At 60.9% G+C, this 25,185-nt stretch carries 21 protein-coding genes, 1 tRNA gene and 1 pseudogene; 16 read left to right on the plus strand and 7 right to left on the minus strand.

Annotated features, from left to right (window positions below):
• The first annotated feature begins 151 nt into the window (after positions 1–151).
• On the plus strand, positions 152–1,777 hold the full coding sequence (locus B7L72_RS07415) for a bifunctional metallophosphatase/5'-nucleotidase (protein ID WP_081193490.1): 1,626 nt from the start codon (positions 152–154) through the stop codon (positions 1,775–1,777).
• Between the two features lie 30 nt (positions 1,778–1,807).
• On the opposite strand, the gene B7L72_RS07420 is transcribed toward B7L72_RS07415, so the two are convergent.
• From B7L72_RS07420 to ugpB, 4 genes are all read right to left on the minus strand, one after another.
• A complete protein-coding gene (locus B7L72_RS07420; protein ID WP_016915846.1) occupies positions 1,808–2,860 on the minus strand; it encodes a sn-glycerol-3-phosphate import ATP-binding protein UgpC in 1,053 nt (350 codons plus the stop codon).
• A 2-nt stretch (positions 2,861–2,862) separates the two neighbouring features.
• A complete protein-coding gene (gene ugpE, locus B7L72_RS07425) occupies positions 2,863–3,711 on the minus strand; it encodes a sn-glycerol-3-phosphate ABC transporter permease UgpE (RefSeq protein ID WP_016915847.1) in 849 nt (282 codons plus the stop codon).
• 40 nt (positions 3,712–3,751) lie between these two features.
• A complete protein-coding gene (gene ugpA / locus B7L72_RS07430; protein ID WP_016915848.1) occupies positions 3,752–4,636 on the minus strand; it encodes a sn-glycerol-3-phosphate ABC transporter permease UgpA in 885 nt (294 codons plus the stop codon).
• A 67-nt stretch (positions 4,637–4,703) separates the two neighbouring features.
• On the minus strand, positions 4,704–6,029 hold the full coding sequence (ugpB, locus tag B7L72_RS07435; RefSeq protein WP_016915849.1) for a sn-glycerol-3-phosphate ABC transporter substrate-binding protein UgpB: 1,326 nt from the start codon (positions 6,027–6,029) through the stop codon (positions 4,704–4,706).
• A gap of 201 nt (positions 6,030–6,230) precedes the next feature.
• Here ugpB and argE point away from each other — a divergent pair, with 201 nt between their 5' ends.
• Complete coding sequence (gene argE, locus B7L72_RS07440; protein ID WP_026001940.1) at positions 6,231–7,400, plus strand: acetylornithine deacetylase; 1,170 nt, start codon at positions 6,231–6,233, stop codon at positions 7,398–7,400.
• 106 nt (positions 7,401–7,506) lie between these two features.
• On the opposite strand, the gene B7L72_RS07445 is transcribed toward argE, so the two are convergent.
• Positions 7,507–7,818, minus strand: coding sequence for a hypothetical protein (locus B7L72_RS07445; RefSeq protein WP_081193492.1), 312 nt, complete (start codon positions 7,816–7,818; stop codon positions 7,507–7,509).
• Positions 7,819–7,969: 151 nt separating this feature from the next.
• Here B7L72_RS07445 and B7L72_RS07450 point away from each other — a divergent pair, with 151 nt between their 5' ends.
• From B7L72_RS07450 to B7L72_RS07495, 10 genes and pseudogenes are all read left to right on the plus strand, one after another.
• Positions 7,970–8,434 (plus strand): YchJ family protein, encoded by a 465-nt coding sequence (locus tag B7L72_RS07450; RefSeq protein WP_016915852.1) that lies wholly within the window; start codon positions 7,970–7,972, stop codon positions 8,432–8,434.
• 25 nt (positions 8,435–8,459) lie between these two features.
• Entirely contained in the window at positions 8,460–9,488 is a 1,029-nt protein-coding gene (locus B7L72_RS07455; RefSeq protein WP_081193494.1) for a Bug family tripartite tricarboxylate transporter substrate binding protein, read from the plus strand.
• 30 nt (positions 9,489–9,518) lie between these two features.
• Positions 9,519–13,004, plus strand: coding sequence for an EAL domain-containing protein (locus B7L72_RS07460; RefSeq protein WP_081193496.1), 3,486 nt, complete (start codon positions 9,519–9,521; stop codon positions 13,002–13,004).
• A 9-nt stretch (positions 13,005–13,013) separates the two neighbouring features.
• Positions 13,014–13,301 carry a GIY-YIG nuclease family protein gene (locus B7L72_RS07465; RefSeq protein ID WP_016915855.1) on the plus strand — a complete coding sequence of 96 codons (288 nt, stop codon included), beginning with the start codon at positions 13,014–13,016 and terminating at the stop codon, positions 13,299–13,301.
• A gap of 25 nt (positions 13,302–13,326) precedes the next feature.
• A complete protein-coding gene (locus tag B7L72_RS07470; RefSeq protein WP_081193498.1) occupies positions 13,327–14,361 on the plus strand; it encodes a histone deacetylase family protein in 1,035 nt (344 codons plus the stop codon).
• A 64-nt stretch (positions 14,362–14,425) separates the two neighbouring features.
• The gene (locus B7L72_RS07475; protein ID WP_081193500.1) at positions 14,426–14,854 is read left to right on the plus strand and encodes a hypothetical protein; all 429 of its coding nucleotides are present in this window, start codon (positions 14,426–14,428) and stop codon (positions 14,852–14,854) included.
• 32 nt (positions 14,855–14,886) lie between these two features.
• Positions 14,887–16,566 carry a VRR-NUC domain-containing protein gene (locus B7L72_RS07480; protein ID WP_081193502.1) on the plus strand — a complete coding sequence of 560 codons (1,680 nt, stop codon included), beginning with the start codon at positions 14,887–14,889 and terminating at the stop codon, positions 16,564–16,566.
• Positions 16,563–18,830, plus strand: coding sequence for an ATP-dependent DNA helicase (locus B7L72_RS07485; RefSeq protein ID WP_081193588.1), 2,268 nt, complete (start codon positions 16,563–16,565; stop codon positions 18,828–18,830). Before B7L72_RS07480 ends, B7L72_RS07485 begins: the two co-directional genes overlap by 4 nt.
• Positions 18,831–18,878: 48 nt before the next feature.
• Positions 18,879–19,211, plus strand: a pseudogene (locus B7L72_RS07490) (sulfite exporter TauE/SafE family protein); the annotation flags it as partial.
• A 34-nt stretch (positions 19,212–19,245) separates the two neighbouring features.
• A complete protein-coding gene (locus B7L72_RS07495; RefSeq protein ID WP_081193504.1) occupies positions 19,246–20,973 on the plus strand; it encodes an ExeM/NucH family extracellular endonuclease in 1,728 nt (575 codons plus the stop codon).
• A gap of 83 nt (positions 20,974–21,056) precedes the next feature.
• Here B7L72_RS07495 and B7L72_RS07500 read toward each other — a convergent pair.
• Positions 21,057–21,133, minus strand: a tRNA-Pro gene (locus B7L72_RS07500).
• A gap of 89 nt (positions 21,134–21,222) precedes the next feature.
• The gene (gene ispB / locus B7L72_RS07505) at positions 21,223–22,227 is read right to left on the minus strand and encodes an octaprenyl diphosphate synthase (protein ID WP_039183196.1); all 1,005 of its coding nucleotides are present in this window, start codon (positions 22,225–22,227) and stop codon (positions 21,223–21,225) included.
• A 285-nt stretch (positions 22,228–22,512) separates the two neighbouring features.
• Between ispB and rplU the strand changes: the two genes are divergently transcribed.
• The 4 genes from rplU to proB form a co-directional block, all read left to right on the plus strand.
• Positions 22,513–22,824, plus strand: coding sequence for a 50S ribosomal protein L21 (gene rplU / locus B7L72_RS07510; RefSeq protein ID WP_016915863.1), 312 nt, complete (start codon positions 22,513–22,515; stop codon positions 22,822–22,824).
• A gap of 30 nt (positions 22,825–22,854) precedes the next feature.
• On the plus strand, positions 22,855–23,112 hold the full coding sequence (gene rpmA, locus B7L72_RS07515) for a 50S ribosomal protein L27 (protein WP_016915864.1): 258 nt from the start codon (positions 22,855–22,857) through the stop codon (positions 23,110–23,112).
• Positions 23,113–23,251: 139 nt separating this feature from the next.
• Complete coding sequence (gene cgtA, locus B7L72_RS07520; protein ID WP_081193506.1) at positions 23,252–24,442, plus strand: Obg family GTPase CgtA; 1,191 nt, start codon at positions 23,252–23,254, stop codon at positions 24,440–24,442.
• Between the two features lie 39 nt (positions 24,443–24,481).
• Positions 24,482–25,185: glutamate 5-kinase (gene proB / locus B7L72_RS07525; protein ID WP_254893780.1), on the plus strand; the 704-nt coding region annotated here is incomplete at its 3' end.

The following is a 25,185-nucleotide window of genomic DNA, read 5'->3' on the forward strand; positions in this document are numbered from 1 at the left end:
CCTTAAGCGTTTTCAGAAGTGCCGAGAGAGGTTGGCCAGAATATTGGGTGGGGCAGGGAAATGTTATTTTCATTTGCTCATAAAATGATTCAATATCAAACGATAGATGAGCTACTAGTCATATAGAAAATCACTTTTAATGAGGTTAGCCATGCGCTGTCAGTACAGTAAGCTGCCCTTGGGCATTGCACTCATGATCTCGGCATCAGCCGTGATGGCCGACGATACCTTTACCCTGACGATCTATCACACCAACGACCTGCATGGCCGCACGGATGCTTACCCGGCCCTGGTGGCCACCTTGAACGAGGCCCGGGAGACCTATGGCGAGGGGTTGCTGCTGGATGCGGGGGATGTCTTCTCTGGGACGCTCTACTTCAACGAGTTTCAGGGCCAGGACGCACTGACCTTCATGAACCTGATGGGCTACGACGCGTTCGTGCCGGGGAATCATGAGTTCGACCTGGGTGACCCTGAGACCGGTCATCAGGCGTTGGCGGCGTTCTTTGCAGGGGCAGACTTCCCCATTCTGGGCGCCAACCTGGACTTTTCGGCGTCTCCCGAGTTTGCCGAGCGCCTCGGGGAGAGCATCACGGCCGACCCCCAGGCGGGGTATCTCTATGACGGCATGATCCTCGAACATCAGGGTGAGCGTATCGGGATCTTCGGATTGAGCACCCAGGATAGCGACGCCATCTCCAGCCCGGGCCTGGTCACCATTGGTGAGTATCGTCAGGCGGCCGAAGCGATGGTCGAGGCGCTCGAAGCGCAGGGAGTCAACAAGATCATCGCGCTCACGCATCTGGGCTACGACAGCGACCCCCGCGTCGGTAACGACCTGCTGCTGGCAGAGCAGGTCGAGGGGATCGACGTCATCATCGGGGGGCATAGCCATACGCGGGTCGCACCGCCTGCGCTGCTGACCGAGCACTGGGCAGCACCCACCGTGGTAGGGCAAGCGGGTGAGTATGGTCAGCACCTGGGAGTCATGCAGGTGACCTTCGATGCCGATGGCGTGGTGCAGGAGGTCAGCGGTGAGCTGCTGGCCGTTGACGAGCGCACGCCGGATGCGGCTGCGCTGGAGCTTTTAGCACCGTATACCGCGGCCATCGAGGCACTGCGTGACGAACAGGTAGGTGCGAAGGCGATTCTGGCGCTGCCCAACCCTCGTCATGGCCAGGGCGATGCGCTGAGCGTACGCGCCAACGAGACGGCGCTGGGCAACCTGATTGCCGACGGTCAGCTCCATGCAGCGCGCAAGGTGGTACCGGACACCCTCATGGCGCTACAGAACAGCGGCGGTATTCGTGAGGCGCTGCCCCAAGGGGATATCACCGTCGGCGACCTGATCGCCGTGCAGCCGTTCGGTAACCGGTTGACGCTGCTGGAAGTCACTGGTGCCGAGCTGCTGGAAACCTTCGAAATTGCGCTGACCAATGCGCCGGACGAAAGCGGCGGCTTCCTGCAGGTGTCGGAAGGCACGCGGCTCACCTACGACAGCCGTCAGCCCGCAGGCGAGCGTCTCATCAGCCTGGAGGTGAACCGTGAAGGCGCCATGCAGGCGATCGATCCGGACAAGACCTATACCGTGGCCACCAACAACTTCACCGCGGCAGGTGGCGATGGCCACACGGCGCTGGGCGCTGCCCATGAAGATGGGCGCTATACCATCGTGGGCCATACCGATTGGGAAATGTTGCGCGATCACGTGGTGTCCCATGGCGAGGTGTTTTACCAGCCTCAAGGTCGTATTGTCGATATTGCCCAGGACGAATAGTCACTTCATCGCCCTGGGCAAGCGGTAGGCTCAGCCGGTGCGCTGCCCCGTGGTGGCATTGAACGGGTGCAGGGCACCGGCGGTGACGTACAGGTTGAGCGTCTCGCCCTCCTGAACGGGAGGCTGGCCTGCGGTTTTCAGTACCGTAGGCTGTTGGCGGTCGGCCAGATGCACGTACAGGTGGCTTTCGGCCCCGGCTGCTTCGTATAGCATCAGCGTGGCTCGTAGGGCGATATGCGGCTCGGCAGGCGGTGTCAGCAGCATGTCATCCGGGCGAATACCCAGAGTGTCCGTGCCTTCCGGCAGCTGGCTCAATATCCCTTGATGATCCTGGGGGGCCAGATAGGCCTGCGGCAGGATGTTCATGGCAGGGGAGCCGATGAACTGGGCCACGAACAGCGTGGCAGGCCGCGTGTAGATCTCCATGGGCGTGCCTACCTGCTCGATATTGCCTGCGTTCAGCACCACCAGGCGGTCGCCCAGGGTCATCGCTTCGAGCTGGTCGTGGGTGACGTACAGGCTGGTGGTCTTCAGGCGACGCTGCAACTGCTTGATCTCGACGCGCATCTGCACCCTCAGCTTGGCATCCAGGTTGGAGAGCGGCTCGTCGAACAGGAAGGCCGAGGGCTCGCGTACCAGCGCGCGTCCCATGGCCACGCGCTGGCGCTGGCCACCTGAAAGCTTGCGCGGTTTGCGCTCCAGGTACTCCTCGATTTCCAGCATTTTGGCGGCGGCGCGCACGCGCTGGTCGATGTCCTGCTTCTTGAAGCCACGGTTTTTCAGGCCGTAGGCCAGGTTGTTGTACACCGTCATGTGAGGGTAGAGCGCATAGTTCTGGAACACCATGGCGATGTCCCGTTCGGCTGGCTCCAGCCGGTTGACCACCCGCTCGCCGATCTTCAACGTGCCTTCGGTAATGCTTTCCAGCCCGGCCACCATGCGCAGCAGGGTCGATTTACCGCAGCCGGAAGGCCCCACCAGTACCACGAACTCACCATCTTCGATGTGCAGGTCGATGCCTTTGACGGCTGCCACGTTACCGGCGTAGGTTTTCTTCAGCCCTTCCAGGGTAATGCTGGCCATGGTTACTTCTCCGTCTCGGTCAGGCCTTTCACGAACAGGCGTTGCATAAACAGGATCACCAGCACCGGTGGCAGGGCCGCCATCACGACAGCAGCCATTACCAAATGCCACTGGGGGTCGCCATCGGCGGCGGTGGTCATGCGTTGGATGCCCATCACAATGGTGTAGTAGTCGGGGTCAGTGGTGATCAGTAGTGGCCAGAGATATTGGTTCCAGCCGTAGATAAACATGATCACAAATAGCGCCGCGATATTGGTAATGGAAAGTGGCATTAAGATGTCTTTAAAAAACTTCAGCGGGCCTGCGCCATCCACCCGTGCCGCCTCTAACATCTCTTCCGGTACCGTCATAAAGAACTGACGAAATAGGAACGTCGCCGTTGCCGACGCAATCAGTGGTATTGAAAGTCCCGCGAAGCTGTTGAGCATCTTCAGGTCTGCCACGACTTGAAAGGTGGGAATAATACGCACCTCCACCGGTAGCATCAGGGTGATAAAAATGATCCAAAAAAAGAACATCCGGAAGCGGAAGCGGAAGTAAACAATCGCAAACGCTGATAGCAGCGAAATTGACAGTTTGCCTATGGTAATTGCCATCGCCATGACAAAACTGTTCCACAGCATCTGCCCAGCCGGTGGTGCGCCAGCCCGAGAAAGGCCTGTATTCCACATGGCTTTGTAGTTATCGATGGCATGTGGGCCTGGTAATAGGGGCAGTGTGCCGCGCAAAAACTCTCCCGGCCCATGAGTCGAGGCGACAATTGCGATGTATACCGGGAAAACCACTAGCGCGACGCCAATGATTAGGATGGTATGGGCAAACACATTGGCCCAGGGGCGGTTTTCAACCATCACAAGGCTCTCTGGTTAGTAAGTGTCTGGAAAATCGGCATTAGTAATTTACTCGTCGTTCAATAAAGCGGAACTGCACCACGGTGAGCAGAATCACAATGACCATCAAAATGACCGACTGAGCGGCTGAAGAGCCTAGGTTCAGGCCAATAAAACCGTCGGCATAAACCTTATAGACCAGAGTGTTGGTGGCTTGTGATGGGCCGCCTTGGGTTGTGGCGTGGATAATACCGAAGGTGTCGAACATGGCGTAGACCACGTTGACGACCATTAGGAAGAAGGTGGTGGGCGTTAGTAGCGGGAACACAATGGTCCAGAAGCGTTTCATTGGGCTAGCGCCGTCAATGGCCGCCGCTTCGATAAGTGACTGAGGAATAGATTGCATACCGGCTAAAAAAAACAAGAAGTTGTAGGAGATCTGTTTCCAGGCAGCCGCTAATACCACCAGTAGCATTGCATCATTTCCCGAGGTTCGATGGTTCCAGTTGTAGCCGACCATATCCAGCAGATAGGGCACGATGCCAATGGAGGGATTAAAGATAAACCACCACAATACCCCGGCAATGGCGGGGGCGATGGCGTAGGGCCATACCAGTAGCGTGGTGTAAGTGCTGCGTGAGCGAATCATACGGTTAACGGTGCTGGCCAACAGCAGCGCCACTGACATAGAAATCAGCGTAGTACCTACGGCGAAGACAGCAGTCACCGATAGCGAGTTGAGATAGTCCCCATCACGGAACAGTCGGGCAAAGTTTTCCAACCCAACAAAAGTCGTACGCAGGCCGAAGGCATCCTCGCGAAGCAATGACTGGTACATTGCTTTGCCGGCCGGCCAAATAAAGAAGATCAGCGTAATAATGACCTGGGGAGCCAACAGGGCATAGGGCAAAAAACGCCCTGGGAAGGTCATGCGTTTGGTCTGCATTGAAGCTCACCTTACAACAAACGAATGCGCCGCCTACCGATCAGTAGACGGCGAAAGGTTTTTTGGTTTATTGGTTAGCGGCTTCGAAATCGCGCAATAAGTTGTTGCCTCGACGGACAGCATCGTCAGATGCTTTCTGCCCATCCTTGCGGCCACTCATCACGGCTTCCATCTCTTCAGAAATGATGTCGCGAATCTGTACGAAGTTACCAAAGCGCAGACCCTTCGAGTTTTCGGTTGGCTCGTTTAGCGTCATTTGCTTGATGGAGGTATCAGCACCTGGGTTTTCGTCGTAATAACCCTGCTCTGCGCTTAGGTCCCAGGCCGCCTGGGTAATGGGCAGGTAGCCGGTCTTTTGGTGCCACTCAGCTTGCACCTCGGGTTGTGAGAGATACTCGAAGAAGGCGGCAACGGCCTCGTACTCTTCATCGCTGTGGCCTTGCAGTGCCCACAGGGTCGCGCCACCAATAATCGAGTTCTGCGGCGCGCCGTCTACGTCAGCGTAGTAGGGCAGCATACCAAAGCCAACCTCAAAGTCTGCGTTAGCGGCAATATTTGCCCGCGAAGCAGAAGAGCCGAAGAAAATGGCGCAATCTCCAGAATAGAACATTGGTAACGCATCATCACCAGGGCCAGGGCCACCCCAACGATATAGGCCCTCTTCTTGCCACGCTTTTAGATTATCCCAGTGGCGGGCTACGTGTTCGTTGTTGAAGTTCAGTTCGGTTTCTAGGCCCCCGAAGCCATTCTCCAGTGTGCCCAAGGGTAGGTTATGCATGGCCGAGAAGTTTTCCAGCATCACCCAGCTTGGCCATGAGGAAGTAAAACCACATCGAGCCGCGCCTGCCTCAGTCATTTGAGTTGCGTACTCAGCCATTTCTTCCCAGGTTTGCGGTGGCTGCTCTGGGTCTAACCCTGCTTCCTCAAACACATCGCGGTTGTAATACATAATAGGCGTTGAGGAGTTGAACGGAAACGATAGTAGATTGCCGTTGGCATCGGTGTAGTAACCAACCACGGCGGGTAGGAAGTCCTCGCGATCAAACGCACGACCGTGTTCTTCCATAAGTTGATAAACAGGGTAAATAGCGCCAGCTGCATTCATCATGGTGCCGGTGCCGACTTCAAACACTTGCAAAATATGCGGCTGCTCACCGGCGCGGAAGGCTGCAATGGCACCGGTCATCGTTTCGGTATAGTTGCCGCGGTAGCTGGGTGTCACGCGGTAGTCTTCCTGTGAGGCGTTAAACTCTTCGGTCATCTGCTCAAGAATTTCACCCAGTTGGCCGCCCATGGCGTGCCACCAGTTAACGTTGGTTGCTGAGTGAGCAGAAAGGCTGAACGTGGCGGTAGCCACACCGAGGGCAAGCGCGTGCAACGTGAAACGTGACATAACGGCTCCTTGTGGGTCGTGCGCAGTACGTTTATTAAGTTTTTGAGTGCACTGAACAGTAGAAAGTGTAGGTGACGTTTTCATGAATGCACGATGAACTCGACGTGACAGTCAACGTTTCGTTGTCCGTCGGTCTGCTTAGTAGGAAAAGGAGAGAGGCGGTGATAGGGTGATATGAAGAGCCTAACTAACGAGAGCAGTATGACTGACGCGACTACGTTACTGGCGAAGCTAGTATCGTTCGATACCACTTCCAGTGAATCTAATTTGGCCCTAATTGAATTCGTTGAGCACTATCTAGCTGATTATGGTGTGGCTTCAGAGCGGGTGATGAGCCCGTGTGGCACCAAAGCCAACCTGATTGCCCGCGTAGGCCCTGATGCGCCTGGTGGGGTGATGCTTTCAGGGCATACCGATGTGGTGCCGGTGGCAGGCCAGCCGTGGACGAGCGATCCGTTTACCCTACGCGATGGCGGTGATGGCCGACTTTACGGGCGTGGCACCTGTGATATGAAAGGCTTTATTGCCTGCGCGTTGGCCATGGTGCCTGCCTGGGTCAATGCATCGCTTAAGCAGCCCATCTATTTCGGGTTTTCATACGATGAAGAGATCGGGTGTGTGGGCGCGCCTAGTCTTATTAAACGCTTCTACGCGCACTACTCCACCACTGCCCATGTGATTGTTGGTGAACCTACCAACATGCAGCCGGTGGTCGCTCAAAAAGGCGCAACTAACTTGCGTACCACCGTGATTGGGCAAGAGGCTCACAGTAGCCAAGTGAACCAGGGCACCTCAGCTATCCACGTTGCGGCAAGGCTGGTCACGTTTATTGAAGATACCATGGCGGCGTTGGTGGAAGAGGGCCGCGTCGACGAGGCCTTTAATGTGCCTCATACCAGCCTGCATGTAGGTAAAATAAAGGGCGGTACGGCGATCAATATTATGGCGCGGGAGTGCCAGTTCGAGTGGGAGATTCGCCACCTACCCACCGACACCTTTGATGAGATCTACGCCCGCTTCGAGGCGTACTGCGAGCAGCTAACCGCTGAATTACAGGCCAAAGGCAAAACAGTAGAAATGACCACGGTGCCGTTAAACGTGACGGTGCCGGGCTTGGCCGACCGCGAAAATGACCAGGTGCTTCGCTTAGCCAAAGACCATTTACCAGCAGGGTGTTGCAATCATGCGGTGGCTTACGCCACGGAAGCGGGGCAGTTCCAAGGTCAGGGCTTGCAGACAATCATTCTTGGCCCTGGCAGCATCGCTCAGGCGCATCAACCCGATGAGTATATTGAGACGGCCCAGCTGCATGAATGCACGGCGTTTATGCAGCGATTAGGACAGGCGTTAGAAACACCCTATTCGGGATGATGGCTGCTAATGAACCCGTAGTATAAATCGCGCACAATAAAAAACACCCGCCAATGGTTAAACGGGCGGGTGTTTTTCTGAAACGTTTCTATGGTGCTTATTGCAATTAATGCTGATGTTGCTCTTCGTAAAGCTCTGCTTTCACGTGGCGCATCACATCTTCGCAGGCCTGTTGGCGGGCAAGTTGGGTCAGCAGCCGCTGAGTCACCTCAAACCCTTTCCCCAAACAGGTATCAACTTCGTCTCGGCTTACGTGCGGAGAGACGTTGTAGTCGATTTTTACCGTACGGCCACCGCCTTCTAGTCGGTCGGCGATTTGTCTAAGCCGCCACGCGATTCGCTCTTTCCAGTTTGCTGATTCTTCTGCGCCTTCGTTTACGCTAAACGTGCACTGCCATTCCGGTCTGTAAACCTTCATAGGAGAACCTCCACTGCGTTTGGAAAGAATGATCGATCGTGTTGTCGTACTCCGTCTGTCTGAAGATCTTGCTCTGCTACTATACCTGACTCGGGCCCTATTTCCGAAACGTCGACAGCCGTTATTCATTGCACAAGCTAGAGTCACCGTTATGACCCACCCCATGCCGGAAAGTTGCCCCTGTGGCAGCACGTTGCCACTGGCAGCCTGCTGCCAGCCGTTTCATCAGGGCCAGGCCATTCCAGAAACCCCGGAAGCCCTGATGCGTTCACGATACACCGCCTTTGCGTTGAATGAGCGTGACTATTTGCTGGCCACCTGGCACGCCACCACGCGCCCAGCCACACTGCCACCCGACCCCACGACGCAGTGGCAGTCGCTTGTCATCGTGTCGGCACCGCAGCCTTCCCGCGATGAAGGGCACGTGCACTTCAAGGCAACGTTCAGGGAATCAGGCCGTTGGCATGTGCTGGAAGAAGCCTCGCGGTTCGTATGGGAAGAGCAGCGGTGGTGGTACGTCGACGGAAAGCCCGCCGTGATCCTCCTGAAGCCGGGCCGTAACGATGCCTGCCCTTGTGGAAGCGGACGCAAATTCAAGGTATGTTGCCAGCTATAAGACTAAGTAGCATGAGGCACCCCCGATGAACGCGAAGCAAACCGAACGACGACGGCAGCGTGGCTTATGGTCTTCATCGAGCGGCTGGGGGGCCATCGTGCTGTTGGGGTGGCTAAGCCTTTTTGTGGGCGCCTCTGCCCATGGGCAGTCAGCAGGCGAGCCCTTTCCCGATAGCGAAGTGACGTTAGTGGTGCCCTACGGGGAAGGCGGCGCAACGGACGTCTTGTTCAGAGCCATTGCCGAGCGTGCCCGGGTCGCGCTACAGGCCCCCATCGTCGTCGTGAACATGCCCGGCAGCGGGGCCACTCTGGGGGCGCAGTTCGTCAAGGAAGCCCCGCCCGATGGCTACACTGTGCTGGGCAGCCATCAAACCATCGACCTCGCCTACCTGTCGGGGCTTGCCAACTTTTCGCATGAGGCATTCGCCCCCATTGCCCTGCTGACCCGCACCGTGAATATTCCGGCCACCTATGCAGGTCACTCGGTCAGCAGTGCTTCTCAGATTGCCGAAAAGGTGCGCGAACAGCCGGGCAAGCTGCTGTTCGGGGTGATTCCCAACTCAACGGACCACTTTTTTTGGCTACACTTCTTCGCGCAGGCCGGTATCGATGCCAGCGATGTACAGTTCGTCCAGTATCCTGATACCGGTGCCCAGGTCGTGGCCTTGTTAGGCAGAGAGCTTGATTTTGCCATGCTCAACCTGCCGTCTGCAGGCACCCTGTTTGCGTCGGGTGCCCTGGTGCCTCTGGGCGCTGCCAGCGAGCAGCGTCTTGCGGCGCTACCGTCCGTGCCGACGCTTCTGGAGCAGGGCATCACGCTGGTCAATACCACGGACCGCGGTTTGCTTGCTCCCTTGAACACGCCTCCTGAACGGCTGGCCAGCATTGCCACCGCCTTCCGTCAGGCGCTGGAAGCGCCTGACTTGGCACGTCGCTTGATGGACACCCACGGCTCTCTGGTGGACTTTCGCCCGCTGGAGGCCTATGGCCAGTATCTGGATGAGCAGTATCAACAGTTGGAAAGCCTGACCCAGCGGTTAGCGTTCGAGCGCTAGCCAGACCATCGACCGGAGCCTCCACGTCCCATGCCCTTGAATACTCGTGATTTAGCCGCCGAGACGCTACTGCTGCTGGTCTCGGCGACACTCCTGTGCATGGGAGCGACCAGCCTGTTGGTGGGGCTGGTGCTGCCACAAGTGGTATTCGGCCCGATGCTGGTGCCGGATGCCGCGCTGGCGACGCTGCTGATCGGCGTCAGCCTGCTGGCCACGCTGTGCCAGTGGCGCGTGGTGAGGCTGGCAAGTGCCGGGGGCTTGACGGCGCTGCTGCTGTATACCTTGCTGCACAACCTGATGGCGCAGGGCGTCAGCGAATCGTGGGTCACTGGGCAACCGCGCATGACCAGTTTGGCGGCGGCAGTGTTGCTGGTGGTCAATGTCTGCCTATGGCGCGGGGTCGAAGGGGTAGCAAGACAGCGCTGGTGGCGCGCGACAGGCATAGGTTTGCTGCTATTTGGCGGCGTGGTGGTTCTCCAGCTATGGCGTCCTCAGGCAAACCAGGCGACGCTATTCACCTTCTCGCCTCTGGCGGTACTAGTGTTCATCGTGCTATTGGCGGTTGCGCTGTTGGTGGCCGGCTGGCGGCAGCGTCATGAGCGGCTCAGCCCGGGCCGCTTGACCGTGGTGGTCGGGTTGGCAGGGGTGTTGGCCAGTAGTCTGGCGTGGTTGCTGCTGAGCATGCATCAACGCTCTTCCATCGAGCAGCAGGCGGGTTATCTGCTGGATAGCGTGCAGCTCAATGCCGAGCAGGTGATGACGGAAAGACTGCAGTTGATGCACCGTATGGCCGAACGCCTGGCAACGGTAGAGGGCCAACCGCGTGACGTGTTGTTGACCCGCGACGCCCAGAACTATTTTCGTGACACACTCAGCCTGCATGCGATTGCACTGATGGATGCGTCGGGAGTGCTGTCATGGTCGCAGGGACGCAGGCACACCAGCGATATCTGGCTGCTGGAGCAACTGAGCACTCCGTCTGTCCAGGCATGGGCCGATATTCCGTTCGATCGTCCGCGCCTCTTGATACCGGACAGCCTCCAGCCTAATAACGTGATCATGTTGATCCCCATCCCGGATAGTGCACAACGGTTGCTGGCTTCGTTCAACCTGGGCGAGCTGCTGAGTAATGAATTGCGCCTGGCACTTGGGCCGTTTCATGTGGATGTCAGCCGCCTTCAGCACCGTCTGGTGCGGCTGCACCCTTCCGGGTTCACGGTCGATGATGGCGAAGCCTCCACACTGATGCTGGCATCTCGGCATATGGGGTTGCCGGGGGGGATCAACCTCATGCTGAGCGCCTATCCCGGCCAACACTACAACTGGGCACTGTTGGGCGTGATGCCGCTGAGCGTCACGCTGGGTGGGCTGGTGATGAGCTGGCTGCTGGCGTTCAGCGTGGGGTTGGTGGGCGCGAGCGTCACCCGGGCCAAAGAGCTGGCCGAAGCGCGCCACTCCCTGGCCGACAGCGAGCAGCGCTATCGTTCGCTGTTTGCGCACCACCCCGACGCCATTTTTGCCGTGGATCCCGAAGGGCGTTTCATCGAAGCGAATGCAACCTGCGGGCGTGTGACCGGCATTCCTCGGGAAGAGGTCATGCAGCGTCACTTTGCCAACGTTATCGACCCTGACGACGTCACGCATGTGGCGCAACAGTTTCAGCAGGTGCTGGGCGGTGAAATCGCGCGCTTCGAAGTCTCGCTGCGCCACCGTGATGGCCAGCAGCGCTTGCTGGATGTGATCGGTATTCCGATCACGGTCAATGGTCGAGTCGACGGAGTGTACGGCATTGCACAGGACGTCACCGCAAGCCGCGCCCAGCAGACTCGTCTGCGCATTCTGGAGCGCAGCGTGGAAGCCAGTGTGAACGGCGTGCTGATTGCCGATGCCCGCGCACCGGATTTGCCGATCATCTACGCCAACCGTGCATTTAGCGTGATGACCGGCTACTCGCTGGAAGACGTCATTGGTCGGAACTGTCGTTTTCTGCAAGGGCCGGAGAGCGACCCGGATATGGTGGAGAGGCTGCGCCACGGTATTCAGCATCAGCATGAGACCCACGTCACGCTGTGTAATTATCGCAAGGATGGCACGCCGTTCTGGAACGATCTCTACATCGCGCCGGTGCGTGGCCAGGATGGCGGGGTGACCCATTTCGTCGGCGTTCAGCACGATATTTCCAAGCACAAGGCCTACGAAGCTCGCCTGGCCTATCATGCCACCCATGACGATCTGACTCGCCTGCCTAACCGCATGCATTTCGAAGAAGCCCTGCAGGCACAGTTTGCCCAGGCACAGTTGGGGGGGCACGCCATCAGCGTGCTGTTCGTGGATCTGGACGATTTCAAGCCGATCAACGACAGCCTGGGCCATGCCGTGGGAGATCAGGTATTGATCGAAGTAGGCCAGCGGCTGGAGGCGGCGCTGCGCCAGGAAGATACGGTGGCCCGCTTGGGCGGTGACGAGTTCGTGCTGCTGATTTCGTCGGTCAGTGACGAAAAGCAGGTGATCGACATCGTCGAGCGCCTGTTGCCCGCCCTGGCTCGCCCTTACTGCATCGATGGCCACGAGCTGTACCTGACGGCCAGTGTCGGCATCGCCATCAGTGGGCCGACCACACCCCAGCCACAAAGCTTGATTCAGCAGGCAGACATGGCGATGTACAAGGCCAAGCAGCAAGGGCGCAATGCGTATGCCTGGTTCAGTAACGACATCAACGAGCTGGCCAGCGAGCGCGTCATCCTGCGCAACGACTTGCAGGAAGCCATCGAGCATGAGTGTCTGGAGCTGCATTATCAGCCGCTGTTCGACCGTTCGGGTAATATCGTCAGTGTCGAGGCGCTGGTGCGCTGGCAGCACCCTGTGAAAGGCTATATCTCTCCTGCACGTTTCATTCCGCTGGCCGAAGCAACGGGGCAGATCATGCCCATCAGCGAGTGGGTCCTGCAGCGTGCCTGTAGCGACATGCTGAGCCTGCAGCAAAAGGGGTTGGGAAGCCTGAAGGTGGCGGTCAATCTCTCGCCTTTGCAGTTTCATCGCGCAAGCTTTCTGGCGACGCTGCGCCAGACGCTCTCGTCGACCGGTCTTCCTGCCGAGCAGCTGACGCTGGAACTGACCGAAGGCATCCTGATGAACAACACCGAGGCGGCAATTGGTATTCTGCATGCGCTGCGCAGCATGCAGGTGAGCGTCGCCATTGATGACTTCGGCACCGGCTACTCGAGCTTGAGCTATCTGAAACACCTGCCCATCAGCACCATCAAGATCGATCGCAGCTTCATCAACGAGCTGATTCACAGCGATGACGATGCCGCCATCGTGCAGGGCATCATTTCCATGGCCCACCATTTGGGGCTTGGCGTGGTGGCCGAAGGGGTCGAGAATGACGCCCAGCACCAACGTTTGATGACTTACCGCTGTGACATGTTCCAGGGCTTCGGGCTGGCCAAACCCATGCCGCTGGCGGAGCTCGAAAACATCATGGCGGCGTTCACGGCTTCGACTACCCCTGATTGACGAGAAAACATGGCGTTATCCACCACGACCTGGTACCTGTATCTGCTGGAGTGTCGGCGAGGCACCTATGTGGGTATCACCAATGATTTGACGAAGCGCTACCAGGCCCACCGAACCGGCAAGGGCGCGCGCTATACCCGTGCGCACCCGCCCACGGCGCTCTTGGGGGCGCAGCCGTTTCCTGATCGCGCCACGGCCAGCCAGGCCGAGTACCGCTTGAAACAGCGCACCCCGGATCAAAAGCGCCACTGGGCCCGCCAATGGCCGGTCGAAGGGTGGCACCCGGAACGCGAGTAAACACACCATGGCAACAGGAGCCTTCATGCGTACGTTTTTTTCCGAGGATAGTCGTCTGCGTCAGGCGCGCAGTGAACTGCACGATGGCACGCTGGTCAGCCCCTTCGAATGCCCGGCGCGCATGGATCTCGTGCTGGCGGCGCTGGCGCAGGCCAATATCGAGGTGCAGGCGCCGCAGGCCTATGGGCTCGACCCCGTGCTGGCGGTGCACGATGCAGACTACGTGGCGTTCCTGGAAGGCTGCTGGCAGGCATGGCAGGCCGCCGGTCATGAGGGCGAGGCCATTCCCAATATCTGGCCAGCGCGGACCCTGCGCGGCGACCGCATACCGCGCTCGGTGAGCGGCCAGCTGGGCTACTATGCACTGGCCGCCGAAACCTCGATCAGCGAGGGGACGTTTGCGGCGGCCATGGCCAGCAAGGACACTGCGCTGGCTGCCGTGGAGCATACGCTGGCCACCGGCGAGCCCAGCTTTGGGCTGTGCCGCCCGCCTGGCCATCATGCAGCCTTCGATCAGTTCGGTGGCTACTGCTTCTTCAACAATGCCGCCATTGCTGCCCAGCGGGCCCTGGCCAGCGGCATGCATCGCGTGGCCGTGCTGGACGTGGACTTTCATCACGGCAACGGTACCCAGCAGATTTTCTACCAGCGTAACGATGTGCTGTTCGCTTCCCTGCATGGCGACCCCGACGTGACCTTTCCCTACTTTTCCGGCTATGCCGACGAAACGGGGGAGGGTAAGGGAGAGGGCTACACGCTGAACTACCCGCTGCCGCCCGGTACGTCGGTGGCGCGGTGGATGGCGGCGTTGGACGATGCCTTGACCCGGATTGCCCAGGCCGAGTGTGAGCTGGTGGTGGTGTCGCTGGGCGTGGACATCTTCGAAGGCGACCCGATCAGCGCTTTTACCTTCCAGCACGCCGACTTTACGGCCCTTGGCCAGCGGCTGGCCCAGTGTGGCTTGCCCTGCGTCTTTTTACTGGAAGGGGGCTATGCAGTGGGGGATATCGGTGTCAATGTGGTGAATGTCTTGCAGGGCTTTGGTGCGGGTGCGAGATGACAACGGCACCAAATTCGGGCAGTCTTATGCCTTTTTAGCCTATCAATGATGGCGGGAGCGTGTCGTGGCAGTCTACGGCGGAATACAGGCACATGAAGTGGAGCGTTGGCTGAATGCCCTCACCAACGCGGCCTATGACCGACGCTGCCCGCTCTCCCAAGTGCATGGCGGCAATGCCCGTGCACGCATTGCGCGTCAGGACCTCATTTATTTGGCCACCTCGTTTCGCAGCGGTGAACGCACTCGCGACGCCGTCGCCGACGGCTTGAGCCGCTGGTGCCAGCACTACCTCAGCGAAGCGGAATGGTACGTGCTGGTGGGCGGTCGCAAGCCGCCCTCCTCGCACGTTACCAGCACCGCACCTCTCGCGGGTCAGCCCCGTGATGCCCAAGCCGGTAGCGAGTCTGCCGCCCCTTCCGAGGATGATGCTTCCTTGGAAGATCCCTTCGTGGACGACGCGCTAGACGCGCTTTATCAACACCGAGTGGGTTAACCCACGCCATCCAGCGCTGTTACAATGGATGCATGAACAGTGCTCATGCCGTTTCGGCCACCGCCTCCCTCGATGACCCTTTTTACTACCTGGCGAATTTCCGCTTCGTGGTCGATTGGGTGCAGTCGCGTCACGGCGATTTGCTGAGTGCCGAGGAGCATCACGCCCTCCAGCAATGGTCACGGCTGCCGCGGGCTGCTCAAGCGCTGCTGGTACGCATGGTGATGCGCAAAGGCGAGCTGTTCCGCATCGATAAGCTCAGCTATCCCGAGATTGGCGACACCCAGCAGGCACTGGCCCCGCTACTGGCCCAAGGGTGGGTCGACGAGACACCGCCGTTGAGCATCGAGGCGCTATTTCGGCTGCTGCGCCTCAGCGAGCTGCGCGACGCCCTGCAACCGATGATCCTTGAGCTGGGCATCGCCCCCAGGGCGACCAAACGCGAACTTCAGGCGGCACTGACACCAAGGCTTACCGAGGCGCGCCCGCTGCAGCAGTGGTGGCCAGAGGCCACCACGAACATCGTGCGCCTCGACATCATGGCGCTATGCGACCGCCTGCGGCTGATGTTCTTTGGCAACCTGCGCCAGGACTGGGCCGAATTCGTGCTCACCGAGCTTGGCTTGCAGCGTTTCGAACAGCTTCCGCTCTCTTCGGATTCGCGTGCATTTCAGCGCCGCGAAGAGGTCGATACCTATCTCACGCTGCACCGCCTGCGCGAGCGCCTGGAGAGCGGCGAGGCGCCGGGAGTGCTCGCCACTGACGTGCCCGCTGCCTTCGGCAACCGCTGGCTGGACGCCCGCCGCTCGCGGCTGCTGCTGACCCTGGGGCACACGGCAGAGCGCAGCGGTGAGGCGGCCCTGGCCCTGGCGCTATATGCCGAGTCCAGCAACAGCGAAGCGCGCATCCGTCGAATGCGAGTGCTGGAGCGCCTGGGCTGCTATCAGGAGGCTTACGCGCTTGCCGAGGCGTCGCTCGATCAGGCAGGCGAGAGCGAAGCCCAGGCGCTGGGACGCCTGCTGCCACGCCTGACGCGCAAGTTGAATTTGCCCGCCCCATCGGCCGCGAAAGCCGTCGATGCCCCCACTTACGTGCTGGCGCTGCCCGGGCCTCAGCCGGTGGAGCGCGCCGTTGCCGAGCACTTATCCACCGCCCGTGCGCCGGTCTTCTATGTGGAAAACTGCCTGATCACGGGGCTGTTCGGCCTGCTGCTCTGGCCAGTCATTTTCAAGCCGCTGCCAGGAGCGTTCTTTCACCCGTTCCACAGCGGGCCTGCGGACCTCTACCGCGAAGACTTCGTGGGCCAGCGCCAGGCAGAGATCGACGCCTGCCTGGCGCAGCTGGAGGATGGCCGCTACCGCGCGACGATTCTGGCTACCTGGCAGGACAAGCAGGGGCTTGCTTCCCCCTTCGTGCATTGGGGAGTGCTGAGCGAACCGCTGGTCACCATGGCGCTTGACTGCCTGCCCGCCGCGCACCTGCGCGGCTGTTTTACCCGCCTGCTGGGGGATCTCAAGCACAATCGCGCAGGCCTGCCGGACCTCATTCAGCTGATGCCGGAAGCAGCAGATGGCGAGCCGCGCTATCGGATGATCGAGGTCAAAGGGCCGGGGGACCGCCTGCAGGATAACCAGCGCCGCTGGATCGACTTCTTCTGCCGCCAGGAGATGCCCGTCGAGGTTTGCCACGTGCGCTGGCAGCCCCACCCATGAGCCGCTATCGCGTGGCGGTGCGTACCCTGTGTGACTTCACCGCCCGCCAGGGTGACCTGGACCACCGCTTTACGCCCGCACCCAGTGCTCAGGAGGGCATCGAGGGGCACGCTCTGGTGGCCAGGCGGCGGGAAAAGATCCCCGGTTATCTCGCCGAACTGCCGCTCTCCGGTGAGTATCAGGGGCTGCGCGTGTCTGGCCGCGCCGATGGTTTCGATGTGGCGGGCAACTGTGTCGAAGAGGTCAAGACCCATCGCGGTAGCCTGGCGCGCATGGCGGATAACCAAAGGGCGCTGCACTGGGCGCAGGTGAAAGTGTACGGCGCGCTGCTCTGTGCCGAGCGGGGCCTTGCGCATATCACGCTGGCGCTGGTGTACCTGGAGATTGCCAGCGGTCAGGAAACCCGGCTGACCTGCGAGGCCCGCGCCGATGAGCTGGAAACGTTTTTTGCCCACCAGTGCCAGCGCTTCCTGGCCTGGGCCGACCAGGAGGCGGCCCACCGCGAGCGCCGCGATGCATGGCTCGCCACGCTGAGCTTTCCCCATGCGGATTTCCGCCCCGGCCAGCGGGCACTGGCCGAGGATGTCTTCAAGGCGGCCAGCACCGGCCGCTGCCTGCTGGCCCAGGCGCCCACCGGTATCGGCAAGACCCTGGGCACGCTGTTTCCCATGCTCTCCGCGATGCCCCGCCAGCGGCTCGACCGCATCGCCTTTCTGACCATGAAAACCCCCGGCCGCCGCCTGGCGCTGGATGCCCTCACCCGTTTGCAGGCCCCCGCACAGCCGCTGCGGGTGCTGGAGCTGGTGGCGCGTGACAAGGCCTGCGAGTACCCCGGTACGGCGTGCCAGGGCGATGCCTGCCCGCTGGCAAAAGGCTTTTACGACCGCCTGCCCGCGGCCCGTCAGGCGGCGGTGGAACATGGCTGGCTGGACCGCGAGGCTCTGCGCGAGGTGGCGCTGGCGCATCAGGTGTGCCCTTACTATCTGGGCCAGGAGTTGGCCCGCTGGGCCGATGTGGCCGTGGGGGATGTCAATCACTGGTTCGATAGCCACGCGCTTTTGCACGGGCTGGCCCAGGCCAACGACTGGCGGGTGGGCCTGCTGGTGGATGAAGCCCATAATTTGGTCGAGCGTGCCCGTGGCATGTACAGCGCTGCGCTCTCCCAGCAGCGTCTGAGCTACCTGCGGCGTCACTCCCCACCGGCGCTGGCCAAGCCCTTGGCGCGCGTTGGCAGGCAGTGGCAGGCCCTCAACAAGGCGGTAGCAGACCAGGCGCCGGAGCGTCGTTATCACCTGCTGGATACGCTACCCACCAAATTGTTGGGTGCACTGCATACCTTGGCCGGGGCGATCACGGATTATCTGGTGGAGCATCCCGACGGGGCGAGCCAGGCGCTTCAGGAGCTGCTGTTCGAGGCGCTGGCGTTCTGCCGCCTGGCAGAGCAGTTTGGCGATCATTCGCTGTGCGACCTGGACGTCGCGGGGAAGGGCAGTGCCGTCCTCGGCCTGCGTAACGTGATCCCGGCGGATTTTCTTGGCCCGCGCTTCAAGCGTGCCCACTGCGCGGTGCTGTTCTCCGCCACGCTGTCGCCCTTTCACTACTATCGTGACCTGCTGGGGCTGCCGGAGCACAGCGTCTGGCGCGAGGTGGCGTCTCCCTTCGTGGCGCAGCAGCTGGAAGTGCAGCTGCGCACGGATATCTCCACCCGTTACCATCACCGCGGGGCCTCGGTGGCGCCCATCGTGGCTACCCTGGCGGCGCAGTACCAGCGCCACCCGGGGCATTACCTGGCGTTCTTCAGCAGCTTTGCCTACCTGGAACAGGTGCTGGCTGCGTTTGCCCAGGCCCACCCGGACATTCCCGTGTTTGCCCAGACGCGCAGCATGCAGGAGGCCGAGCGCGACGCTTTTCTGGCACGTTTTACGCCCGGCGGCTGCGGCATCGGTTTTGCAGTGCTGGGGGGCGCTTTCGCGGAGGGGATCGACCTGCCCGGCGAGCGGTTGATCGGTGCCTTTGTGGCCACGCTGGGCTTGCCGCCCTTCAACGACTTCAACGAAGCGCTGAAGGCTCGGCTACAGGCGCGCTTTGGGCGTGGAGACGACTATACCTACCGTGTGCCGGGCATGGTCAAGGTCGTACAGGCGGCGGGCCGGGTGATCCGTGGCCCCGAGGACCGTGGGGTTGTGGTATTAATGGATGACCGCTTTTCCCAGGCGCGTATACGGGCGCTGCTGCCACGCTGGTGGCAGTTGGATACCCCTTGACGCTGAGTCACGTCCCCTAACCCATAACCACAAGGACCGCATTGCACCATGGCCGATCTACTCTGGTACCAGTACGTACTCATTGGGCTGATCTTTGCCTGGAGTGGCTTCGTGCGCACCAGTTTGGGCTTTGGCGGCGCCGTTCTGGCGCTGCCGTTTTTGCTGCTGGTCAGCAACGAGCCGCTGGTCTTTCTGCCCATCATTGCCATTCATCTGCTGATCTTCTCCAGCTGGATTGCCTGGAACGGGCACCGGCAGGTGCGGCAGGCGGGCCATGGAGCCGCGGTGCAAAGCAATATCGATTGGGGGTATCTGGTCAAGGCGCTGAAGATCATGATCATCCCCAAGCTGGTCGGGGTGGTGGGCCTGCTGAGCATGCCAGGCTGAATAACCTTTCAAGAGGAGCGGTAGTCGCATGAGATTCATCGACGCGCTGGCCAACCTGCAACGCGCAGGCCAGCTGCACAGGTCCCTTCGGCGAGCGACCCACGGCATCGTGTGGCTCGTGCTGCCGCTGGCGCTGCCTGCCATGGCCAGCTGCCCTGCGGAGTCCTCCACGGACCTGGCGCATATCAAAGGTATTGGCGAGCAGCCTGCCCTCGCCGAAGGCCAACGCGTGACCATTGATGGCGTCGTGACCGGGGAGTTTCTGGGGCGCGAGCGCCTCAGCGGGTTCTACCTGCAGCAAACCACCGAGCAGGGCCCGGTAGGCATATTCGTGTATGCGCCGGAGCTGGACGAGCACAAGGCTGCGCAGGTAGTGGCGGGCCAGCATCTGCAGCTACAGGCGCGTACAGGAAGCTTTCGCGGCAACCCCCAGCTGCAGCGCGTCTCTCAGCTGGTGACCTGTGACAGCGCAGGCGAGCTGCCCGAGCCCATTGCGTTATCCTGGCCCCAGGACGCGGCCTCGCTGGACGCCATGGAAGCGCTATTGGTCACTTTCCCCGAGCCGCTGACGGTCACCGATAACCATGATCTGGGCCGTTACGGCACGCTGGGGCTGGCCAGCGAGCGACGCTTTCGGCCGACCCATAGTGCCGCTCAGGCAGCTCCTTCGCCTGCGCCACTGCTGCTGGACGATGGCAGCTACCGCACGAACCCCGACCCCGTGCCCTATCTGAACGAGCAGGGGACGCGCCGCGTAGGCAGCACCCTCGACGGGCTGACCGGAGTGCTCACCCACGCCTTTGGCGACTACCGTCTGCACCCCACGCAAGCGGTCACGTTCACCGACAGCAACCCCCGCCCCGGCCCGCTGGAAGCACCGGGTGATGCCCTGCGGGTGGCTACCTTCAACGTCGAGAACTACTTCATCACCCTGGGGGAGCGTGGCGCCGCCAATGCGCCCGCGCTGGAGCGCCAGCGCGGCAAGCTGGCAGCGGCCATCGCGGGGCTGGAGGCGGATATTCTGGCGCTGATCGAAATAGAGAACCGCCCCGACGCGCTGACCGATCTGGTCGAGCTGTTGCACCAGCGCACGGGGATTCGCTACCAGCCGGTGGGCGAGCCCGAGCGTCATGGAACGGACGCCATTCGGGTGGCGTTGCTCTATCGGCCGGACCGAGTGGAAGCCCTGGGAGCCTTGCATATCGACCGTGACGATGCCCACGACCGACCGCCGCTGGCCGGCTTCTTCCGCAGTGTGCGAGGTGGGCCAGAGGTAGGGGTAGTGACCGCGCACTTCAAGGCCAAATCTGGCTGCCCCGCGCAGGGGGATATCGACCGTGGCCAAGGCTGCTGGAACGAACGACGTGTTGCCCAGGCGCAGGCCACCCAGCGTTTTCTGGACACCTTGCGCGAGGAAGCGGGCCACGAGCGTTTGCTGCTACTGGGGGACCTCAATGCCTACGGTGCCGAAGACCCGATCCGCACTTTGGTACATGCAGGCATGACCGACCTGATCGCGCGTCATCTCCCCGCCGAGCGCCGTTACACCTACGTGTTTCGCGGTGAGTCCGGGTATCTCGACCACGCCCTGGCCAGCGCTGAACTGGCCGAGGCCGTGCAGCAGGTGCATACCTGGCCCATCAACGCCGACGAGCCGCGTTTTTTGAGCTACGACCAACAGCCGGACGACACCCCGCTCAGCCCGTTTCGCTCGTCAGACCACGACCCCATCGCGGTGGATCTGGTATGGCCATGAAACGTGGCGGGCGCTGATGAGGGGCGCAAAAACAAAAACGGCCACTTGCTATAAAAGCTAAGTGGCCGTTTTCGTTGAATTCTTGGTCGGAATAGCAGGATTCGAACCTACGACCTCTGCCTCCCGAAGGCAGCGCTCTACCAAGCTGAGCTATATTCCGAGGGTTGCCAAGGCGTGCTTAACAACGGGACGCATCATACGTAGTTCAGGGGCTTTTTTCAAGCCCCTTTTGCGCTTGTCGGGCGCCGGTCAGGCCTGACGCTCCACGGCGAGGCGGGCCAGCTGGGCCATGCTGTCGCGGAAGGGGCTCTCGGGCAGCGCGTTCAGCTCGGCCAGGGCCTTGTCGGCCATCTCGACGGCGCGGTCGCGGGTGTAGGTGAGAGCGCCGGTGGCGTGAATGATCTCCAGCACCTCGTCCAGTTGCTCCAGGCCGCCTTTGCGAATCACCTGGCGGATCAGCTTGGCCTGTTCGGGGGTGCCGCGCTCCATGGCGTGGATCAGCGGCAGGGTCGGTTTGCCCTCGGCCAGATCGTCGCCTACGTTCTTGCCCATGGCGTCGGCGTCGCCCTGGTAGTCCAGCAGGTCGTCGATGAGCTGGAAGGCCAGGCCGAGATAGCGGCCGTAGTACTGCAGCGCGCGCTCCTGCTCCGGGGTGGCATCGGCCAGCACCGCGCCGCTGTGGGAAGCGGCTTCGAACAGCATGGCGGTTTTGCCCTGAATGGTCTCGAAGTAGTCGGCTTCCGAGATGCTCGGGTTGCCGATGTTGGTCAACTGGAGGACTTCGCCTTCTGCGATGACACAGGTCGCGCCGGAGAGGATCGCCATGATGCGCATGGAGCCGACATCGACCATCATCTGGAACGAGCGGGAGTAGAGGAAATCGCCTACCAGCACCGAGGGCGCATTGCCCCAGGCGTCGTTGGCGGTTTTCTTGCCACGGCGCATGTGCGACTCGTCCACCACGTCGTCATGCAGCAGGGTCGAGGTGTGCATGAACTCGATCAGCGTGGCGAGGGTGATGTGCTTGTCGCCCTCGTAGCCCAGCGAGCGCGCTGCCAGCAGTACCAGCAGCGGGCGCAGGCGTTTGCCGCCGCTTTCGATGATGTACTGGCCGATGGTTTCCACCAGCGGCACGCGAGAATTCAACTGCGTCACAATGGTGCGGTTGACGGCCTCAAAATCGTCGGCCACCACGGCGTGCAGCGGTGAAGGCGAAGGGCTGGCAGGCGGGGTTGAGGAGACGTTGGCTGTCATGGGTTCCGTTCATCGCGGCAGGTAAGAGAGTGGGGGTCATGCTATGGGGCTGCCTGTGAGGCGTCAAGGCATAGCGGCGCCGGGCGGGCGGCGGGGTGATTGACAAGCCCCGGTGGCCTTGTGGTAAAGCGCGATAGTCGTTATAATCCGCGACCCACTCATCATGCTCCCTGTCAGATGGCTGCCAAAAGAGGCGCCACTCGCAGCAGGTCGATAAGAGCGGAAGGCGATGAGCGTTGGTTACGCAGGGCGTAACTGGCATTAACGACAAGTCCGGAGAGCGACATGTACGCAGTTATCAAAAGCGGTGGCAAACAGTACCGCGTTCAAGAAGGTCAGACCCTCAAGCTCGAAAAAATCGAAGTCGCGACCGGCGAAACGATTGAATTCGATGAAGTGCTGCTGGTTGCAGACGGCGACGACGTGAACATTGGCGCACCTTTCATCAGCGGTGCCAAGGTTTCCGCCGAAATCGTTTCCCACGGCCGTGGCGACAAAGTCACCATCATCAAGTTCCGCCGCCGGAAGCACCACATGAAGCGTCAGGGCCACCGCCAGTGGTTCACTGAAGTCAAAATTACCGGAATTTCTGCGTAAGCAGTCACTTCCCTTTAGGAGGATTTTGCAATGGCACATAAAAAGGCAGCCGGCTCCACGCGTAACGGTCGCGATTCCGAATCCAAACGCCTGGGTGTGAAACTGTACGGTGGCCAAGCGGCAACCGCCGGTAACATCATCGTGCGTCAGCGCGGCACGCGCTTCCACGCCGGCACTGGCGTTGGCCTGGGCCGTGACCACACGCTGTTCGCTCTGAACGACGGTGTCGTCAAGTTCGAGACCAAAGGTCCGAAAAACCGTAAATTCGTCAGCATCGTTTCTGCCTAAGCAACTTAGGTTGCGCAGTGCGAAGATGACGAAAGAAAAGCCCCGCCATGGCGGGGCTTTTTTGTCTTTTCAAGCCCTTTTGCCCGTACCGGGAACAGGGTGATGCAGTCAGGGCGGCGGAAGCGGCCGGGAGAATCCAATGCAGTTCGTCGATGAAGCCTCGATCATTGTTGAGGCAGGTAAAGGCGGCAATGGCTGTCTGAGCTTTCGCCGCGAGAAATATGTGCCCAAGGGTGGCCCGGACGGTGGTGATGGTGGCCACGGGGGCAGCGTTTATCTGATTGGTGACGATGCGCTGAATACCTTGATCGATTTCAAGTTTCAGCGCTTCTACAAGGCCGAGAACGGCCAGGGCGGCATGGGTCGCCAGATGAGCGGCAAGGCCGGTGAAGACCTGCACGTCAAGGTGCCGGTGGGCACCACCGTGATCGACGAGGACACCCTCGAAGTGATCGCCGATGTGACCGAGATCGGGCAGGTCGTGCTGGTGGCGGCCGGTGGTCGTCGTGGCCTGGGTAACATCCACTTCAAATCCTCCACCAACCGCGCGCCGCGCCGCACCACGCCGGGTACCGAAGGCGACCGCCGCAATTTGCGCCTGGAAATGAAGGTGATGGCGGATGTGGGCTTGCTGGGCATGCCCAATGCCGGCAAGTCGACGCTGATTCGTTCGGTGTCGGCGGCCAAACCGAAGGTGGCCAACTACCCCTTCACCACCCTGGTGCCGAACCTGGGCGTGGTGAAGCTGGGCATGCACGAGCACTTCGTGATGGCCGATGTACCGGGGCTGATCGAAGGCGCCTCCGACGGCGCAGGCCTGGGGCTGCGTTTTCTGAAGCACCTGACCCGGACGCGGCTGCTGTTCCACGTGGTCGATGTGGCGCCGTTCGACGAGTCCGATCCGGTCGAGGCTGCCCAGGCCATCGTGCACGAGCTGGGCCAGTTCTCACCGGCGCTCTCCGAACGGCCCCGCTGGCTGGTGCTGAACAAGTTCGACCTGCTGCCGGAAGAGGAGCGCGAAGCGCGGGCCCAGGCGATCATCGAGGCGTTGAACTGGGAAGGTCCGGTGTTCCGTATTTCAGCGATCAGCAGCGAAGGCACCGACAAGCTGGTGCAGGCGGCGTACCGCTGGCTCACCGAGCAGCAGCGTCTGGAAAACGAAGACGAAGAGGCCCATGCCCGCGAGCAGGAGATGCGTCGCCGCATGGAAGAGGAGTCGGTGGCCCGTACCGAAGCGCGCCTTGGTCGTCGCCGCAAGCGCGATGACGAAGAAGACGATGACGATTTCGACGACGATGATTACGATGTCGAAGTAGAGTACGCCCCGTAAACGGCAGGCGTGCCGACCAGGATGAATCGCGTGAGCGCAATGGCGTGGGAGAGTCGCGACGTGGAACACAACGAGCAGTTGCCGGGCCGTGAGGCGCTGAGTAGCGCCCGCCGGATAGTGGTCAAGATTGGCAGCGCGCTGCTCACCAACGATGGTCGCGGGCTGGATGAAGCGGCCATTGGCGGCTGGGTAGATCAAATTGCTGCCCTGCACCAGCAGGGTATCGACGTGGTGCTGGTCTCTTCGGGAGCCGTGGCGGCAGGCATGGTACGCCTGGGGTGGCAGGCACGCCCCAGCGCCGTGCATGAACTGCAGGCGGCGGCGGCCGTGGGGCAGAACGGGCTCACCCAGTGTTACGAGCAGCACTTTGCTCGCCACGGCATGCTCACCGCGCAAATTCTGCTCACTCACGACGACCTCTCCAACCGCAAGCGCTACCTGAACGCGCTGTCGGCGCTGCGCACCCTGGTCGAGATGCGCGTGGTGCCGGTGATCAACGAAAACGATACCGTCGTCACCGACGAGATCCGCTTTGGCGATAACGACACCCTGGGCGCGCTGGTGGCCAACCTGCTCGAAGCCGATGCGCTGCTGCTGCTCACCGATCAGGAGGGCCTGTTCGATGCCGACCCGCGCCATCATCCTGACGCTCGATTGATAGCCGAAGGCCGTGCCGATGACCCACGGCTGGCCGCCGTGGCAGGCAGCGGCGGTGCGCTGGGCCGAGGGGGCATGAGCACCAA

Source organism: Halomonas sp. BC1 (assembly GCF_002078135.1).
GTDB classification, from domain to species: domain Bacteria; phylum Pseudomonadota; class Gammaproteobacteria; order Pseudomonadales; family Halomonadaceae; genus Vreelandella; species Vreelandella stevensii.

Excerpts from the sequence above, each read along its gene's own strand:
- B7L72_RS07480 (WP_081193502.1), top strand. The coding sequence starts at position 14,887 with ATGAACAGTGCTCATGCCGTTTCGGCCACCGCCTCCCTCGATGACCCT.
- B7L72_RS07415 (WP_081193490.1), top strand. The coding sequence starts at position 152 with ATGCGCTGTCAGTACAGTAAGCTGCCCTTGGGCATTGCACTCATGATC.
- ugpE (WP_016915847.1), bottom strand. The coding sequence starts at position 3,711 with ATGGTTGAAAACCGCCCCTGGGCCAATGTGTTTGCCCATACCATCCTA.
- B7L72_RS07420 (WP_016915846.1), bottom strand. The coding sequence starts at position 2,860 with ATGGCCAGCATTACCCTGGAAGGGCTGAAGAAAACCTACGCCGGTAAC.
- B7L72_RS07470 (WP_081193498.1), top strand. The coding sequence starts at position 13,327 with ATGCGTACGTTTTTTTCCGAGGATAGTCGTCTGCGTCAGGCGCGCAGT.
- B7L72_RS07465 (WP_016915855.1), top strand. The coding sequence starts at position 13,014 with ATGGCGTTATCCACCACGACCTGGTACCTGTATCTGCTGGAGTGTCGG.
- B7L72_RS07485 (WP_081193588.1), top strand. The coding sequence starts at position 16,563 with ATGAGCCGCTATCGCGTGGCGGTGCGTACCCTGTGTGACTTCACCGCC.
- B7L72_RS07450 (WP_016915852.1), top strand. The coding sequence starts at position 7,970 with ATGACCCACCCCATGCCGGAAAGTTGCCCCTGTGGCAGCACGTTGCCA.
- B7L72_RS07495 (WP_081193504.1), top strand. The coding sequence starts at position 19,246 with ATGAGATTCATCGACGCGCTGGCCAACCTGCAACGCGCAGGCCAGCTG.
- rpmA (WP_016915864.1), top strand. The coding sequence starts at position 22,855 with ATGGCACATAAAAAGGCAGCCGGCTCCACGCGTAACGGTCGCGATTCC.
- argE (WP_026001940.1), top strand. The coding sequence starts at position 6,231 with ATGACTGACGCGACTACGTTACTGGCGAAGCTAGTATCGTTCGATACC.
- B7L72_RS07455 (WP_081193494.1), top strand. The coding sequence starts at position 8,460 with ATGAACGCGAAGCAAACCGAACGACGACGGCAGCGTGGCTTATGGTCT.
- B7L72_RS07460 (WP_081193496.1), top strand. The coding sequence starts at position 9,519 with ATGCCCTTGAATACTCGTGATTTAGCCGCCGAGACGCTACTGCTGCTG.
- B7L72_RS07445 (WP_081193492.1), bottom strand. The coding sequence starts at position 7,818 with ATGAAGGTTTACAGACCGGAATGGCAGTGCACGTTTAGCGTAAACGAA.
- ugpB (WP_016915849.1), bottom strand. The coding sequence starts at position 6,029 with ATGTCACGTTTCACGTTGCACGCGCTTGCCCTCGGTGTGGCTACCGCC.
- rplU (WP_016915863.1), top strand. The coding sequence starts at position 22,513 with ATGTACGCAGTTATCAAAAGCGGTGGCAAACAGTACCGCGTTCAAGAA.
- cgtA (WP_081193506.1), top strand. The coding sequence starts at position 23,252 with ATGCAGTTCGTCGATGAAGCCTCGATCATTGTTGAGGCAGGTAAAGGC.
- ugpA (WP_016915848.1), bottom strand. The coding sequence starts at position 4,636 with ATGCAGACCAAACGCATGACCTTCCCAGGGCGTTTTTTGCCCTATGCC.
- ispB (WP_039183196.1), bottom strand. The coding sequence starts at position 22,227 with ATGACAGCCAACGTCTCCTCAACCCCGCCTGCCAGCCCTTCGCCTTCA.